Origin of the sequence: Cytobacillus sp. IB215665 (genome assembly GCF_033963835.1) — a bacterium.
Classification (GTDB): Bacteria; Bacillota; Bacilli; order Bacillales; family SM2101; genus Nanhaiella.
Genome location: NZ_JAXBME010000007.1, coordinates 1 through 15,157, shown reverse-complemented (window position 1 = coordinate 15,157; position 15,157 = coordinate 1). Strand labels below are relative to the sequence as shown.

At 32.2% G+C, this 15,157-nt stretch carries 15 protein-coding genes and 1 riboswitch; of the genes, 11 read left to right on the top strand and 4 right to left on the bottom strand.

All coding sequences use genetic code 11. From position 1 onward, the window contains the following. Positions 1 to 29 precede the first annotated feature (29 nt). The 7 genes from SLH52_RS10930 to queF all read left to right on the top strand — a co-directional run bounded on the left by SLH52_RS10930 (position 30) and on the right by queF (position 7,007). Positions 30 to 731, top strand: a complete 702-nt coding sequence (locus SLH52_RS10930; RefSeq protein ID WP_320209316.1) for a LytTR family DNA-binding domain-containing protein — start codon at positions 30 to 32, stop codon at positions 729 to 731. 12 nt (positions 732 to 743) lie between these two features. Further along, complete coding sequence (locus SLH52_RS10925) at positions 744 to 1,730, top strand: sensor histidine kinase (protein ID WP_320209315.1); 987 nt, start codon at positions 744 to 746, stop codon at positions 1,728 to 1,730. A 708-nt stretch (positions 1,731 to 2,438) separates the two neighbouring features. After that, on the top strand, positions 2,439 to 3,623 hold the full coding sequence (locus SLH52_RS10920) for a DUF5692 family protein (protein ID WP_320209314.1): 1,185 nt from the start codon (positions 2,439 to 2,441) through the stop codon (positions 3,621 to 3,623). Positions 3,624 to 4,265: 642 nt separating this feature from the next. Next, positions 4,266 to 4,309, top strand: a riboswitch (PreQ1 riboswitch). Between the two features lie 275 nt (positions 4,310 to 4,584). Continuing rightward, on the top strand, positions 4,585 to 5,253 hold the full coding sequence (queC, locus tag SLH52_RS10915) for a 7-cyano-7-deazaguanine synthase QueC (protein WP_320209313.1): 669 nt from the start codon (positions 4,585 to 4,587) through the stop codon (positions 5,251 to 5,253). Further along, a complete protein-coding gene (gene queD, locus SLH52_RS10910) occupies positions 5,250 to 5,687 on the top strand; it encodes a 6-carboxytetrahydropterin synthase QueD (RefSeq protein ID WP_320209312.1) in 438 nt (145 codons plus the stop codon). The genes queC and queD overlap by 4 nt, the downstream gene beginning before the upstream one ends. After that, positions 5,687 to 6,415 carry a 7-carboxy-7-deazaguanine synthase QueE gene (queE, locus tag SLH52_RS10905; protein ID WP_320209311.1) on the top strand — a complete coding sequence of 243 codons (729 nt, stop codon included), beginning with the start codon at positions 5,687 to 5,689 and terminating at the stop codon, positions 6,413 to 6,415. Before queD ends, queE begins: the two co-directional genes overlap by 1 nt. Before the next feature lie 94 nt (positions 6,416 to 6,509). Then, the gene (gene queF / locus SLH52_RS10900) at positions 6,510 to 7,007 is read left to right on the top strand and encodes a preQ(1) synthase (RefSeq protein WP_214482190.1); all 498 of its coding nucleotides are present in this window, start codon (positions 6,510 to 6,512) and stop codon (positions 7,005 to 7,007) included. Between the two features lie 459 nt (positions 7,008 to 7,466). Here queF and SLH52_RS10895 read toward each other — a convergent pair whose 3' ends face one another. Both SLH52_RS10895 and SLH52_RS10890 read right to left on the bottom strand, forming a co-directional pair. Then, positions 7,467 to 8,027 (bottom strand): hypothetical protein, encoded by a 561-nt coding sequence (locus SLH52_RS10895; RefSeq protein ID WP_320209310.1) that lies wholly within the window; start codon positions 8,025 to 8,027, stop codon positions 7,467 to 7,469. 326 nt (positions 8,028 to 8,353) lie between these two features. Next, on the bottom strand, positions 8,354 to 9,316 hold the full coding sequence (locus SLH52_RS10890; RefSeq protein ID WP_320209309.1) for a DUF2268 domain-containing putative Zn-dependent protease: 963 nt from the start codon (positions 9,314 to 9,316) through the stop codon (positions 8,354 to 8,356). A gap of 758 nt (positions 9,317 to 10,074) precedes the next feature. On the opposite strand from SLH52_RS10890, the gene SLH52_RS10885 reads away from it, so the two are divergent. Genes SLH52_RS10885 through SLH52_RS10870 form a run of 4 tightly spaced genes read left to right on the top strand, consistent with a single transcriptional unit; the run spans position 10,075 to position 12,266 of the window. Continuing rightward, positions 10,075 to 10,311, top strand: a complete 237-nt coding sequence (locus SLH52_RS10885; RefSeq protein WP_320209308.1) for a helix-turn-helix transcriptional regulator — start codon at positions 10,075 to 10,077, stop codon at positions 10,309 to 10,311. Next, the gene (locus SLH52_RS10880; RefSeq protein ID WP_320209307.1) at positions 10,295 to 10,642 is read left to right on the top strand and encodes a DUF2178 domain-containing protein; all 348 of its coding nucleotides are present in this window, start codon (positions 10,295 to 10,297) and stop codon (positions 10,640 to 10,642) included. Before SLH52_RS10885 ends, SLH52_RS10880 begins: the two co-directional genes overlap by 17 nt. A 45-nt stretch (positions 10,643 to 10,687) precedes the next feature. Next, complete coding sequence (locus tag SLH52_RS10875; RefSeq protein WP_320209306.1) at positions 10,688 to 11,557, top strand: ABC transporter ATP-binding protein; 870 nt, start codon at positions 10,688 to 10,690, stop codon at positions 11,555 to 11,557. Beyond that, positions 11,541 to 12,266 carry an ABC transporter permease gene (locus tag SLH52_RS10870; protein WP_320209305.1) on the top strand — a complete coding sequence of 242 codons (726 nt, stop codon included), beginning with the start codon at positions 11,541 to 11,543 and terminating at the stop codon, positions 12,264 to 12,266. Before SLH52_RS10875 ends, SLH52_RS10870 begins: the two co-directional genes overlap by 17 nt. A gap of 535 nt (positions 12,267 to 12,801) precedes the next feature. Here SLH52_RS10870 and SLH52_RS10865 read toward each other — a convergent pair. Together SLH52_RS10865 and SLH52_RS10860 are read right to left on the bottom strand one after the other, a co-directional pair. Continuing rightward, positions 12,802 to 13,380 (bottom strand): hypothetical protein, encoded by a 579-nt coding sequence (locus SLH52_RS10865; protein WP_320209304.1) that lies wholly within the window; start codon positions 13,378 to 13,380, stop codon positions 12,802 to 12,804. After that, complete coding sequence (locus tag SLH52_RS10860; protein WP_320209303.1) at positions 13,364 to 13,897, bottom strand: RNA polymerase sigma factor; 534 nt, start codon at positions 13,895 to 13,897, stop codon at positions 13,364 to 13,366. Before SLH52_RS10860 ends, SLH52_RS10865 begins: the two co-directional genes overlap by 17 nt. Positions 13,898 to 15,157: the final 1,260 nt, after the last annotated feature.

Genomic DNA, 15,157 nt, shown 5'->3' with positions numbered 1-15,157 from the left:
AAAAAACAGATTAGTTTCGGAGTGAGGATATGGTGAAGGTTGGTCTAGTTGACGATCATAAGTACGATTTGGAGAAACTTGAAGCATTATTAAGAAAAGAAGAGATGTTCTCGATTCATTTTTCAACAACTGATTCTGAAGAAGCTTATGAGTTTATTAAGAAGAATGAGATAGATCTCCTGATCACCGATATTGAAATGCCAAAGCTTTCAGGTTATGAATTAGCTGATTTTATTCAAACTTATGCTTTGGACATAAAAGTAATTTTTTTAACTGGTCATAGTGGATACGCTGTTCATGCATTCGAATTGGATGTTCTTGACTATATTTTAAAGCCATACTCTAAAGATAGACTAATGAAAGGTATGAATAGATATAAAAGGCATATGGCACCAACAAAAGATGAAGGGAAGTTAGTGTTAAAACAAAAATCTGAAATGAACTTCATTGATAAAAAAAACATTCTCTTTATTGAAAGAACAGGTCGATCATCAAAGTTAGTTACTATAGATGGAGAGTTTGAAACGTACCAATCATTAAGCGATTTAGAAGATCAGTTGAATAACCGAAATTTCATTCGCTCTCACCGATCTTTTATTATTAACCTACATTACGTAAAAAATTTCTCAATATATGCTAAAAATTCTTTTTCTATCTCTTTTCAGCATACGAATCAAACAGCGATTATTACCAAAAGTAAACTTGAATACGTGCAAGAAAATTATTTTTAAAGGGGTACAATTGTGAACTTAAAGATATTTCATACGAGTATGATCTTTATTGTACTTTTATTATCATCATTAACAGTTATACATAAATTATTTCTATCTATTAACGTGACAATTACATTCTTAATCGTCTATGCTGTTGTGTGGTTGTTTCTATGGAAGAAGGTTCAAAAAATATTCTTCCAAGTAGAGGTTATTTTATTGTTAAGTAGCATACTTTGGCTCATTCAAATTATCATAGTGTTTCTTCAATTTTATAGTAATAAGCCTATCGTGTTTACTAGTTTATGGGTCGTTAATATGTTAGTTGAATGTTTCAGATGGTCATCATTGGGTAAAATACAGCTTTTATTATTGAATGATTCAGTTTTGCAAGAAGAGAAGATGAGTATACAAGATGCTTTTCGAGAAATCAGGAGTCAAAGGCATGACGTGATGAAGCATATGAATGTTTTTCAATACATGCTTGAAGAAGAAAGATTAATAGAGGCGAGATCATACGTTGAATCGCTGATAGGTGAATACGAAAATGTTAATTTGACCATTAAAGGTGAAAAAGGACATATCACAGCACACTTACATCATTATTATGTCGAGGCTATGAAAGAAGGGATAGATGTAACCTATCAGTTACAAGTTCCACTAACACTATTACCAATGAGCAACTTAAATCAAAGTAAGTTAGTTAGTAATTTACTTGAAAATAGTGTCGAAGCTGCCGTTGGATATTCAAGAGTTCATAAAGAAGGTTCTGTCGTATTGAAGTCATCAATGGTAAGTGGTTTTTACATACTTGAGTCAGTAAATCACACCCAGCATATTCCAAAACAAATTATCGATTCTTTATTTACATCATATGGTCGGTCTTCAAAAGGAAAACATAGAGGGCTCGGTACGACAATTATAAATGATATTATTAATGAGTATCACGGTAAAATAACTTACAAGTATGATTCACCATTTTTATATATTAAAATTAAAATGCCAATTGTTAAAAGTTAAATTCTATTTTAATCAAAATCTTATATTCAACACTTTTACGCAAAGTAGATGTATTCGTAGGTATAAAACTATGGCCTGTTCTTCTATAAAAAGACGGCGTTCTCATTAAAGAAGCAATATAGTTATGAAAAAGGCTATATTCATAATAATTGTTTCTTTTTAAATAGGCTGTTTTTGAAAAGCGCATTTTGTTCTCTAAAACCAATAATACATACCAGTTCCTCAGATGTAAGTGAAACAAGCAACAATTTAAGGAAAAGTGCCGTAGTAATAATAATTGTTTCTTTTTGTTCAAAGTTTTAAGCATGTATACCTGTAGCCTACGTGGCATCTTTTCTTTTATAACCATGTTGGAGCGACCATAAAACTCATCATATTCCATTATTAGTAACAATCGCAACAAAGCTTAAGAAAAGAGACTTATGAAAAGAAATCTATGATCTGATTTTTAGGTAACCACAATGAAAGGGTTATATTTATAATAATCCTTTCATTGTGGTTATTTAATATATATTATTGAGCAATTTATGAACTTTATAGAGAATAAACTACCCGATTAGCACATTATAGTAAAATAAAAATATGCAGTATATACAATATATAATATGTTAAGAAGAAGCATGATTAATACTCCAGATATACCTGCTCAGTGAAAAGTCTGAATAGTATATCATATATTATCCTACAAAAGTATAGGAGGGGTACACCATGTGTAAACTGGCACGTTTGAAACTAAGTTTTATTTTTGGATTAATTTTTATGTTATTTTTTAGTTTTTCAACTTCTAATGTCGTATTCGCAAGTGAAGCTAATGCAGATGAACTGTTAGGAACATGGCAAATGATAGTAGATGGAGAATCTGGAGAGGGGGCATTTTTCTATCGTTTTGAATTTAAGGATAATAATAAAGTGACTGTAATTAAGCAATATGGTGGTCATAATGTAGAAGAAGTAAAGTCATGGACATTAAACGAATCTGTTTTAAGTATGACTAGTGAAACAGGTGCACTAATTACTGAGTTTGATAATATATCACTTATAGTTAATAAAGATGGAGATTTATCATACAAAAATGGGTTTTATGAAGGCGTTGCCAAAGAGCATAATAGTCCCTTATCAATTTTTCATTGGGTAATGATTCTAATTGTTTTAATGGGCTTAAACGAATTGTTTAGAAAATCAAAATGGGCTGGAATCATCTTTTTTTTCGTTTTACCGATAGCCTTATTGCCTATTTGGACAAGTTACGGTGTTACTTATTGGTTCAAATGGGTAAAAGTATATTCTGTTGTAGGTGCAAGTGTATGGTTCATTTTAATGAGATATTCGAAGCTTGGTGGACTTACTTCTGCAAAACTAGTAGCAGCATTATTTTTAGCATTAAACATTGGAGAGGCAGTAACACAAGATTTTACTATGGGATATTTACCTAACATTTTAAATGGTATAGCAGGTGTGTTGTCAATTGCTACGCTATTTTATGGATTTAAAGGAATATATATTGATAATAGTAAAGAGAAGGATATGCTGTGGCCGAAAATGCCTCTTTTATGGATAATCGCTTATGATATTTGGAATTGGGTATTTGTTTATTTAAATTTCCCTGGATCAGCTTCTGCTCAATTTATGGTGCTACTATCTTGTACATTACCTGCTATGTTCATTAAAAAAGGCACATGGTTACAAGCGCGTGCATTCACATTGGCAGCTTGGTTTATGTATTATTTTACATTTCCAAGATTTACTGAATCAGTGGAATTATTAGTACCGCGTAACGATTTTTTAATGCTTTCAGTAGCTGTAATTAGTTTAGTAGCAAACGGGGCATATGCATACGTTTATGTGAAGAGAGTTGTGAAAATGAAGAAGCAAGGTGAATTTGCTCTCGTTTAAACATGAAATAAACAAAATGTATAAATAATTTAACAAAGGGTGACTGGTGATAGTAAGTTAAAGGTTGTTGAATGATTGTTACCTTATCCTGAGTTACAGTTACCCTTTCTTTGGGCTATTTTGGATGTTTGCTGTTTATCATACTATAGAGTATACAATTCTTGTTCAATGTCTCTTTTCTTCTATGGAATAATAGCAATGAGACATAAATTCCACTTTGATGTTGCAAAAATTATCACAAGAGCCTTTGTATTTAATTTAGGCCTTTATCGTAAACTTTGTTATTATTTTTTAGTAACAAAGATCGGTATGAAGAGTTGTAAGAAACCTCAATTATTGTAAAAGTAGAAAAGATGGCACGAACGCTAGGTTTATACGTTCTTATTTAGAACGATAAGAAACAATCAAGACGAAAACAGCCTTAATTTATATAGTAAGCAATAATAACAAAATTGCAGTATGAGAAGAGTAGTTTGAGAATACGTTATATTAGGAATGATAAAACAATCCAGTTAGAAATATTAGACCGAATCAATTCACATGCAAATAATTTCTATGGAGTTTTTCGTTTAGTTGTGATATATTAACCTAGTGAAAAATTGAAAAGAATACCGTAAGTACTTATGAAATTATCCATAATTTACGGGAGAGGTTCTAGAACACCCTCTATAAAAAACTAAGGAAATAGCTGCGTCCTTAGGGTGGAGTTTTTTTATTTGATTTTATAACAATCAATTTAAAAACTACATCGTGTTTGACAAATGCTTTTTTTGTTTGGCTATTTTCTGCTCACATCAGATAAATAGCATCAAAATAAACGAATAGAGTTCGTGATATTTACTAACTAAATTTAATTAGTAAATATAACATTGCTGAAAAAAATTACCTAATAATGGATTGATATAACTCTTTGAAAAATTGAATATGACAAGGATTTAACAGTAGAGAGGGGTCACACATAATGAAAAATGAAAAAGCTGTTGTAGTTTTTAGCGGAGGACAAGATAGTACTACTTGCCTTTTCTGGGCAATGAAAAGATATAAGACTGTTGAAGCAGTTACGTTTCAATATAATCAACGACATGACAATGAAATTGAAGTGGCAAAAAACATTGCCAATGAATTGGGTATAAAACATACAGTTCTTGATATGAGCCTTCTCAGCCAATTGGCTCCAAATGCATTAACACGTGATGATATTGCTATTGAAGAAAAAGAAGGTGAATTGCCTACTACGTTTGTTGATGGTAGGAATTTATTATTCTTGTCTTTTGCTGCTGTGCTAGCGAAACAAACTGGTGCTAAACATATTATTACTGGTGTTTGTGAAACAGATTTTAGTGGATATCCAGATTGTCGAGATGTGTTTATTAAATCATTAAATGTTACGTTGAATCTCGCTATGGACTATCAATTCGTTATTCACACACCTCTCATGTGGCTTGATAAAGCAGAAACGTGGGAATTGGCAGACGAATTAGGCGCATTTGATTTCGTACAAAAGAAAACTTTAACATGTTATAACGGCATAATTGCCGAAGGTTGTGGGGAGTGCCCTGCATGTAAATTGCGTAAAAGAGGCCTTGAACAATACGTTTCTACGAAAAATAGGGGTGAAAACAAGTCATGATTCAACAAATCTATCCTCAAGTACAACACCCTTATCAATTTGAATTAAATAAGGATATGCAATTCGCAGCTGCGCATTTCGTTCCGCATGATGAGGCAGGAAAATGTAGGGAATTACACGGACATACGTACTTTGTGAATATAACGATTGCTGGTGATGATCTTGATCATACAGGTTTCCTAGTTAATTTTCAGCAAGTGAAAAAACTTATTCACGGCAAATTTGATCATACTGTAATAAATGATCATAAAGAATTATTTAATGATCAAAACCCAAATGATTTTCCTACAACAGAAGTTGTTGCAAAAAAGATATGGGAAATTATTCAGGAACATTTAAATACGTTGCCAAATAGCCCGAAATGCCTTCAAGTTTTTGTTCGTGAAACACCTACGAGTTATGTTGTATATCGTCCAAAAGCTGGTGATCGATGATGGAAAAAACAATCCCAGTATTAGAAATTTTTGGTCCTACAATCCAAGGTGAAGGCATGGTTATCGGTCAGAAAACGATGTTTGTTCGTACAGCAGGATGTGATTACGCATGTAGTTGGTGTGATTCTGCTTTTACATGGGACGGGTCTGCAAAAAGTGAAATAGAGCAACTATCTTCGGAGGAAATATGGCAGCGACTAGTTGAACTTGGAGGAAATCGATTTAACCATGTTACAATTTCTGGAGGAAATCCAGCATTACTTAAGAATCTTGAACACCTACTAACCTTGCTTAAAGAAAAGGGGATTAGAGTAGGGTTAGAAACACAAGGAAGTGTTTGGCAGGATTGGTTTCTACTAATCGATGATTTAACTATATCACCTAAACCACCTAGTTCTGAAATGAAGACGAATTTTGAGAAACTAGATTTTATTATTGACAGGTTAGTCAGTAGAGGCAGACAACAGCATGTAAGTCTAAAAGTGGTAGTATTTGATGATAAGGACCTAGAATATGCAAAAATGGTACACAAGCGTTATGAACATATTAATTTTTATCTGCAGGTAGGTAATGAGGACGTTATGTCAGAGGATCCAGCCATTGTTAATAAACTACTTCACAAATATGAATGGTTAGTTCAAAAAACAATAGATTCTCCTGAATTGAATGACGTAAAAGTATTGCCACAGCTACATACACTCGTATGGGGCAATAAACGGGGTGTATAATCTCGTTTTACTAGATCCCATGTATGTGGTCAAATAAGTGATTGTCAATGAAACTGTGAAATAAATGAATAATGATAAATAGGAGAGATGTAAAATGCAAGGAAGAAAAGATGAAGAACTTAAGGATATAACGCTATTAGGAAACCAAGGAACAAACTATATATTTGAATATTCACCTGACATTTTAGAGGCTTTTGATAATAAACATACGAATAGAGATTACTTCGTAAAAATGAATTTTCCTGAATTTACTAGCCTGTGTCCAAAAACCGGTCAACCAGACTTTGCAACTATTTACATTAGCTATATTCCAGATGTAAAAATGGTGGAAAGTAAATCTCTTAAACTATATTTATTTAGTTTTAGAAATCACGGAGATTTCCATGAAGATTGCATGAATATTATTATGAATGATTTAATTAAACTGATGCAACCAAGATACATCGAAGTATGGGGTAAATTCACTCCTAGAGGTGGTATCAGTATTGATCCTTACTGTAATTACGGCATTCCTGGCACTAAATATGAAGAAATGGCTAACTACAGATTAATGAATCATGACCTATATCCAGAGAAGATTGATAACAGATAATTCCTACATTATCCTAAAATATCCTGTAAATGGTCACAGTTTTATGACCAAAGTTGTGACCATCAAGTAAAATGTGACCAAAGTTGTGACCATCAAGTAAAATGTGACCAAAGTTGTGACCAAAAATATGACCACTAAAATAGGAAATGTGACCTCAATGGTCACATTTCTTTATTATATCTCGATTCATTTATGTTCAAAATGAGAGAAAAGGAGGGCGTATAGTATGAAAATCCATCCTAAAGCATGGAGCAGGTTAACAGTTGATGAAAAGGTATACCTTTTCACCAACCACATCTTTACAAGTCATATGTAAAGTCTTGAAATCTATCATAACAGGCCGTTCAGTTTTATTGCTGGGAGTTGATCAAGTTTAACCGGAATAGAAGCAATAGGTCTAAGATGGGAATTAAATAATAGTATGTGGAAAAGATGTTTCAAACTGTAGATTAACTCAATTTATTCAATTACTTCATTGTTCTTATCAAACAATGTTAATTCAGCAGGAAAAGGAGTATCTAATCTTTCAGTAAATTTATGATACCTAACAAAGAGTTCCTCAGTTGATACATCAACATTAAAGTTGTAATTTTCAAACATGATGTTAACTAGAATATTATCAATTTTTTTCTCTGGGTTTTTTCCGATCAAAATTGCATATAATCCCTTGTTCGTTTCTATTTCTCGATATTTGATTTCGTTAGTACCGTGTCCTGCACCAGCCATTTTTAATTTGCCATTTAATCCTTCAATTAATCGAACATAACCAATGTTATCGTTTTCTAATTGAAATAAACCAATATGAGTTGATGTATCATCTAATTTAAATTTCTCTATAAGTGTAGGATTCTTTATAGGAGTAGGATTTAATTGACGCTGTTGACTTCTATTTAACCACTCTTTTAAACTAGACTCAATTGATTCATGTGTATTTTCAACTTGATATCTACTATCGATATAATAAACTGAGTATCCAAATCCAAGAATCAACAATAACGTAACAACGTATATTTTTTTCATCTATTATAATCATCTCCACAAACAGTTCAACTCCTTATATTGTACACCAAATGTGTCACATATCGATAGTTTAACTGATGATGGATTACGTGTATCAAAGAAAATAAAAGGTAATTCCTCCTTATAAAATAGATACCTATTATATAAGTGAATTGTCCTAATTTTCTTTTTATTATTAACCGCAATGAACATTTGTGATCATCAAATTAGTTCTATCTTGCACACACCAAAGAGTGAGGAGAACATAATATAAAGTACATTTACAACCATGACATAGCAAAGCTAAAATAACTATACGAATCGCTCAGGCTTAACTGAGCGTTTTGTTATTGGTAGTTATCTATATAGTTGCCATCGTCGAAAATTTCTCTGGCTTCAATAGGAGTCCACTCTTCTGGCGAAAGTTCTGGGTGTAAATCGAGATAGGATTGTACCATTTTATAACCTTCGCTATAACCGTAACCAAGAGGTAACCCATTTTCACCTCTGATTATTTCTAAAGCCCTATTCAAATTAACTGTATGAAGATTGTTTTTGATTTTTTCCCAGTTTTCTTTGTCATAGCTCTCATTTATTCGGGTCAATTCAACTTCAGGGTATATTAACTTTTCGAACGTGACGGCCTTCCCTTCAAAGATGATATTATCTAAAACAGTGAAAGGTTTATCGTTATTTAAGTATCTCTCTGTCCAAACACTATGATGATATTCATGAGCAGTTCCTGCTTTAATGAAATTATTGTCAAAATAGTAGTTGTATAGAATAATAATTTTCCCAGCTCCAACCGTAAACATAGGCGAAGTATTAGAGTTAGTGGTGGTAAACAGACACACTGTAGTTTCCTTTGAAGATGGAAGAATATTGGATGATTTGATTAACGCTTGCTGTATGGCTTTCTCAACTTGTTTTTCCTCAATTTTTTCACCTAGTATAGTCAACGGTGTGAACAAATCGGGTGCTGAATGTAAAATTGAATCCGCCATATTTGGATATTCTGCGTTCGCAAAACAGTCTTGATAAATGGGGTCAATAACCACTTCCTTATATACATCCAACTTAGAACGCTCAGAGCTTTCTTCTGTTTTTTCTCGTAATCCTTCAAAAAGCTTATAAGCTTTCACGATTTTAAATTCTTGATTCGTTTGAGGATTTTTAAATGATAAAATGAGGCTTTCTTTGTTCACTTCCTCCTTTTCATCCGTTATACCTCTCTCCTCATTTGTTGGTGAGCAAGCGTATAAAAATAAGAGCGCTATTGTAGCAGCGAAACCCATAATCGTTTTGTTCATGCCAAAACCTCCATCCATTTAGACGATTATCTTCTCGTTCTAAATTTCTATTATTATATTATTTACCATTTATCTTTTTGAAAAATAGTCAACCATTCTTTAGGGACTATCTAAAGTTAAAATTGTAGAAACAAAATATATTATTATTGTTGAAATAAATACGACCTTATTTACTAGTAAATTCCTTAATAACCAATAAATACCCTTTTAAAAATTTACGTTTTCTCTCTTAAAAAGTTTCAATTATATTAATTAAAATTACTATTTTATAAGGTATATCCCATAGTTCTAGAAGGTCATTGTTTTTATCATATGAAATAACAATAAAGAAGTGGAAACAATTATGTTATTAGCGTTAAACGGAAATATAAAATTTTTTCTAATGTGATACGAATTAATATGTTAGAAATCTAGTAAAAAAGGTAATCCTCCAAACACTTAATGCAAAAGGACATTTTTAAGTTGGTAGTCGTGAATATAACTGGAGGAATTTTCTTGACCCTTAGGAAAAAGCTGATTTATCCAAATTATTGTTAGGCTGTAAATATTATCACCCGACTGTACCATTGAATATCAATAATTCACCAGATTGATATGTGAACCTGACGAAACATGAAATTCGTCAGGTTTTTTATGCATTTTGGCTCTTGTTAAATTAAAGTAATATAAGAAAATATAAAAGTATATAATATTTTTGTATAAGTTTACTTTACTTTTATAAAAATAGAGTTTATAATTTCATTCAAGAGGTGATGGTCATGAAGAAAGATTTTGGTGATTCGATATCAAATAAGGTTTATGAATATCGTGTGCTTGCTAGAATGTCTCAGCAAGAATTAGCAGACAAAGTCGGGGTTTCCAAACAAACAATCTTCGTAATGGAAAAAGGTAATTATGTTCCGACTCTGCTGTTAGCCTTTCGAATTGCCGAATTTTTTAATGTTGATGTAAACGATATTTTTACTTATGCGAAAGGAAATGATCAAAATGTTTAATTATATCACTAACGCAATATTTTCCCCTTTAAAGTCTTGGGCTGAGCAATCTCAAGAAAACTTTCAAATTCTCCTTGGAGTTGGTTTTTTACTGTTCATAGGTAGTATTATTTTTGTTTTAGTATTGTATAAGAAGATTGGGAAAGACGACGAACGAACAAATAGAATCTATATGAAAAGCAGTTACTGTGTGCTGATGGTAATTGTACTATGTGACATGTTTTTTCCTAAAGAGTATATGTGGAACATTTTTTTCTTGTACAAATATGGATTGGCATTTCTAGCTGGTGGAATTTACTTAGCCATACAATATAAAAAGGATTTTTTATAAGGAAAGATAGAGGGCGAGACTCAGTCATGGATGGGGGATTAGACAATGTTGATAAATATGCTAACTAAGCGATATGGAAGTTCAATAGTTCTAAACGATCTTTCTTTAGATTTCAACCAAGGAGAAATCGTTGGTTTGATTGGGAGAAACGGCGCTGGAAAAAGTACCTTGATAAAGATTATAGCGCAAACTATTCAAACTTATGAGGGATCAGTTGCAGACAATCATCACGTAGGGTACTTGATTGAGGAACCAAAGCTATTCAGTAATAAGACGGGATTATTCCACTTAACTTATTTTTCAGGAATTTACGGAAACACGTTCAAACTCAATGAATATGAGGAGCTCTTGCAGAACTTGCAATTATTCGATGTGTTGAATAAAAAGGTGAAGGAATATTCTTTAGGAATGCGACAGAAGTTAGGTATCGTTATTAGTCTACTAAATAATCCAAGCTATATAATATTAGATGAACCTACTAACGGTATGGATGTGGAAACGTCTTTTGAGGTTTTGCAGGAATTGAGAAGAATGGCTGATGAACGAAATGTCGGTATTTTAATTTCTAGTCATAAATTAGAGGATATTGAAACGATTTGCGATCGAGTTTTATTTTTAGATAATGGCGCGATTGCTGGTGAACAGCACTTTAAGAAAATTAAGCAACGAACTATCAGCTTAGTCTTTGAGAATTCGGTTGATTTAGCTACATTCGCTTCGAAACAACACTTTGGGAACGTAATCCATTCAGGTGACAAAGATATCCGGATTGAAACAACTGTGGACAACGCTGAGGTTTTCGAAATGGTAAATCGACTAGGTCTCAAACTAATTGATTTTACTTCGGAGAAGAACACCCTGCGTAATGTCTATATGAACAAATTCAGAGGTGAATATCATGACATTCAGTATTAACAAATATGTGGTTTACAACATGAAAGAGCTGCTTAAAAATGGTTATCTATTTGTTGGTTTGTTGGGTGCTTGTGTACCCGCATTGGCTGTGGCTTACTTTATCCTTAACGAGACCACCACCTTTAACATCAAATATGTTTCAAATTTTTATGGTATGCTCGGTATGCTCGCAGCAGTCTTAATGCCGCTTTATTTTATCAATAGAGACTACTCGACTAAAACGATTTCTCTGATCAATAATTCGGTGCAAAATAGGAGAAACTATGTTTTCGCAAATGGTATCATCGCTCTTTCGGTAAGTTTACTTTATATAGTGATAGGTATTGTACTACTTCTAGTTACGAAATCACTGGGTGTTCCTGGTGAATTAAAGCTCTCTTTCCTGGCTGGATTCTCTGTGAATGTCTTTCTCTTGGTAATGACATATTTCTTATTTGGGTATCTTCTATTTTTATATGGTGTTCGTAGTGGTGCGGTATATGGTATCTTAACAGCCATGTTGTTGTTTTTACCAAATGCCTTGTATATAATCAAAGGGATGATTCATAGCGAGTTTCTTTTAAAGTTAATTGAGAATTTTCCCGGCTATTTCTATCCAGCCATGGTGGGATCAAATCCGTTCTCTCCACTACAATATGCTATTGGATCGCTTACATTATTTGTTTTGTTAGGGGTTGTCCTTAAAAAGAGTGCAAAAATCGAAGTATAGGAATCTTTTCCAAACGATGATGCTCCATCAAATTAATTTGGCCAATTTGATAAGACGATAACATCAAGATATAAGAAAAGAGTTCCAAAAGGAACTTTCGAAAAACTATTGGAAACTTTATTTTTAGAACCGTAGTTATGGTTTTAACTACAGGAGGAGCTACCCTCGACTTAATAAACAAATAAATTGAAGAACAAGGTGAATGAAGACCTTAGCGACTAAACTCCATTAAATCAAATAGATTTTGAAGGGGAATGCGTCGCTAATTTTTTTGGTTGGAGAAACAACTCGAAAACAGCCTTCTAAAAAGATGTTTTTCGCATTAATTGTTGCTTTTCGGAAGCTAAATCCGAATATTACTAACGTCCAGGGGATTGTTTTCTTCTCTATAGACTAAATATAACAAACTAAAGTGTATGTGAAAAATCAACAAAGTGTACGTAAACAGCCCTTCCATAAGAAAAATAATCATATTGTTTATACAACAATAAGGTTTTATTTTGATCATCATATGATATGTATCCAAAAATCTTTCTTAGAAATTTCTGACTCTTAAATGATATTTCCCTCCGATATTACCTGCTGGAGTATACACCTTGATTTTATATTTGCCAGATCCATATTGGTTTAAATCTACTGAATATAATCTCTCCTGTGTACCAGCAGATGTAGATTCTCCTACTAGATTTCCATCTGGAGCATACACTTTATATTTATAATTGTAACTATCATGAAGATTGTTTAACCAAAAATTACATTCTGATCCTTTATTAAGATCTAATTCTACGTAATGTATGTTAAAGTTCCCGTTTAATATACCCTCAACATCAAGGTCAGCAACTGCGATGTTATTTTCAGTGTTTGCTGCAGTACTTAGGACTGGTTTGTCTTCATCTAGCAATATAGGAGCTAACAGAATAGTAACGATGCAAACTGAACTAACCACTCCTAGAAATGGAATTAAGAAAAGTGTGAATTTTTTACTTCTATTTTTCTTATGTATGTTATTCTCTAACTTTTGTCTAAGTTCTAATTGTTTTTGAGGGTTCCAATGTATGTGGTCATCTAGTTTTTTTACATGGTTAAATGGATATTCTTTAGGACGATTGTTCATAAATATGCCCTCCTTTCTCTAATTCTTTATGAAGAAGTTTCATAGCTCTAGATAAAGTAGTTGTAACTTTACTTTCAGACCACCCTAAAACTTCACTAGTTTCTTTAATTGATAGTTCTTCTATCTTCCTCAGGATAATAATTTCACGATATGTGGGTTTTAGTTTGCTAATAACATCATACAATTCTCTAACACTTTCATTGATAATTATTACTTTATCTAACGAGGGACTACTTTCTTTCTTTTGCAAGGTTGGAACAATATGGTCCAAGACACTAAATCTTTTTCTTCTAATATGATCCATTGATAAGTTATGAGCAATTTGAAATAACCAAGTTTCCACTTTTTCCTTATCCTTCAGCTGATCATATGAGTTATTAACCTTTATAAATGTATCCTGTGTTAAATCTTCAGCTGTATGGTAGTCCTTAGTAAGCACAAAAATAAATTTCAAAATTCGACTACTATACACGTCGTATAGATGAAGTACATCATTCTTGATTTTCTCTTGTTTCATTCTAGTCCCCCCTAACAGTTGATTATAAAAAACCTTAACACAAATACTTTAGAGATTAATTTTGGATATTTAAGTATCTCATGGATTATAGAAAGAAAAACTTCCAATTTGCTCAATAATTCGATAAAAAGAATAAATATATTTATATTTTCTGATAATATTCTATTTTTCTTCTTTTTTTAAAAAGTGTGACAAATTACATGCACATACGTCTTACATATGTATTAAAAAAATTAGGAGGAAAAATTATGAACGTATTTACTTACAGCTCCGCATAAAGAAGAACATAAAAGCAACAAAAAAAAGGATTAATGTTGATTTTGAAAATTATATTTGGAGGATATAAAAGTTTAATGGCTAGCTGAGGAAATTCGAGTTCGTATTTTTCGATTTAAGAGGCTTTTAATCTACACTTAATGTAGGTATAAATTAGTCTCAAATACCTTACAGTTTAAATATGAGCTTTTAATGACATTCACTAGTTTTAAGAAACGTTTTTAAGAAAATTCTTTCCAAAAAACCACCCATATTATCGTATATTTTGATATTTCTACTAGATGGTTTTCGGTTGACTTATGGTCAAATAAAGCACGAAAATCTGTAGTAGCAATCCGTTCAATTAGACTATCATAGGCAGGTTACATTAAATAACTTGTTATTCTACCCATACTCAGTCAACACCCCCTGATCCTACAAATGCACTCCTTTATCTTCCTTCTAAATAAATTATCGATCGTTGTGTCAATTTTTTCATGGCAAAGTGAACGCATAATTTTATAAATATCTGCTTAGCTATGATAAGAAATAATCGGGAACAGTGAAGATATGTATGAGGGTTGATTAGGTACGGACGATTAATCACAAAATCTAATTCTAATACAGTTCTAGTTATTGCTTAATAATGTAACGTGATAAGTAAGTATTGCTGTATGCTTTTCCACCACTTGTTATAAAGAGCGTAGATTCATCTTCAGAATCTAATATGATATCTAATTCTCTTATATTGTGAAAGTCCACAATGCTCTCAAATACCTTTATCTTTAAAGGTGCGGTCCGTTTTATCTTCTCTTTGCCAATGAAGCAAACATCTGAGAATCAATATATGTATGAAAGTTCTTTCAAAAGGGAATTCATAAAAAATCTGGTTTCTCGCCGAGGAGGGTGAGGAATCGTTAGAATTGTCCTCATTAAAGTAAAGAGGCTGGGACATAACTAGCTAAAAAAATAAAGAGAGGTGAATTTGAGCTTACTAAAATTCAC

What these genes read in the sequence shown, in the direction of transcription:
- SLH52_RS10860 (WP_320209303.1), bottom strand. Translation starts at nt 13,897, where the DNA reads ATGAAACAAGAGAAAATCAAGAATGATGTACTTCATCTATACGACGTG.
- SLH52_RS10890 (WP_320209309.1), bottom strand. Translation starts at nt 9,316, where the DNA reads ATGAACAAAACGATTATGGGTTTCGCTGCTACAATAGCGCTCTTATTT.
- SLH52_RS10885 (WP_320209308.1), top strand. Translation starts at nt 10,075, where the DNA reads ATGAAGAAAGATTTTGGTGATTCGATATCAAATAAGGTTTATGAATAT.
- SLH52_RS10870 (WP_320209305.1), top strand. Translation starts at nt 11,541, where the DNA reads ATGACATTCAGTATTAACAAATATGTGGTTTACAACATGAAAGAGCTG.
- SLH52_RS10865 (WP_320209304.1), bottom strand. Translation starts at nt 13,380, where the DNA reads ATGAACAATCGTCCTAAAGAATATCCATTTAACCATGTAAAAAAACTA.
- SLH52_RS10930 (WP_320209316.1), top strand. Translation starts at nt 30, where the DNA reads ATGGTGAAGGTTGGTCTAGTTGACGATCATAAGTACGATTTGGAGAAA.
- SLH52_RS10895 (WP_320209310.1), bottom strand. Translation starts at nt 8,027, where the DNA reads ATGAAAAAAATATACGTTGTTACGTTATTGTTGATTCTTGGATTTGGA.
- SLH52_RS10880 (WP_320209307.1), top strand. Translation starts at nt 10,295, where the DNA reads ATGATCAAAATGTTTAATTATATCACTAACGCAATATTTTCCCCTTTA.
- queC (WP_320209313.1), top strand. Translation starts at nt 4,585, where the DNA reads ATGAAAAATGAAAAAGCTGTTGTAGTTTTTAGCGGAGGACAAGATAGT.
- SLH52_RS10920 (WP_320209314.1), top strand. Translation starts at nt 2,439, where the DNA reads ATGTGTAAACTGGCACGTTTGAAACTAAGTTTTATTTTTGGATTAATT.
- queF (WP_214482190.1), top strand. Translation starts at nt 6,510, where the DNA reads ATGCAAGGAAGAAAAGATGAAGAACTTAAGGATATAACGCTATTAGGA.
- queE (WP_320209311.1), top strand. Translation starts at nt 5,687, where the DNA reads ATGGAAAAAACAATCCCAGTATTAGAAATTTTTGGTCCTACAATCCAA.
- queD (WP_320209312.1), top strand. Translation starts at nt 5,250, where the DNA reads ATGATTCAACAAATCTATCCTCAAGTACAACACCCTTATCAATTTGAA.
- SLH52_RS10875 (WP_320209306.1), top strand. Translation starts at nt 10,688, where the DNA reads ATGTTGATAAATATGCTAACTAAGCGATATGGAAGTTCAATAGTTCTA.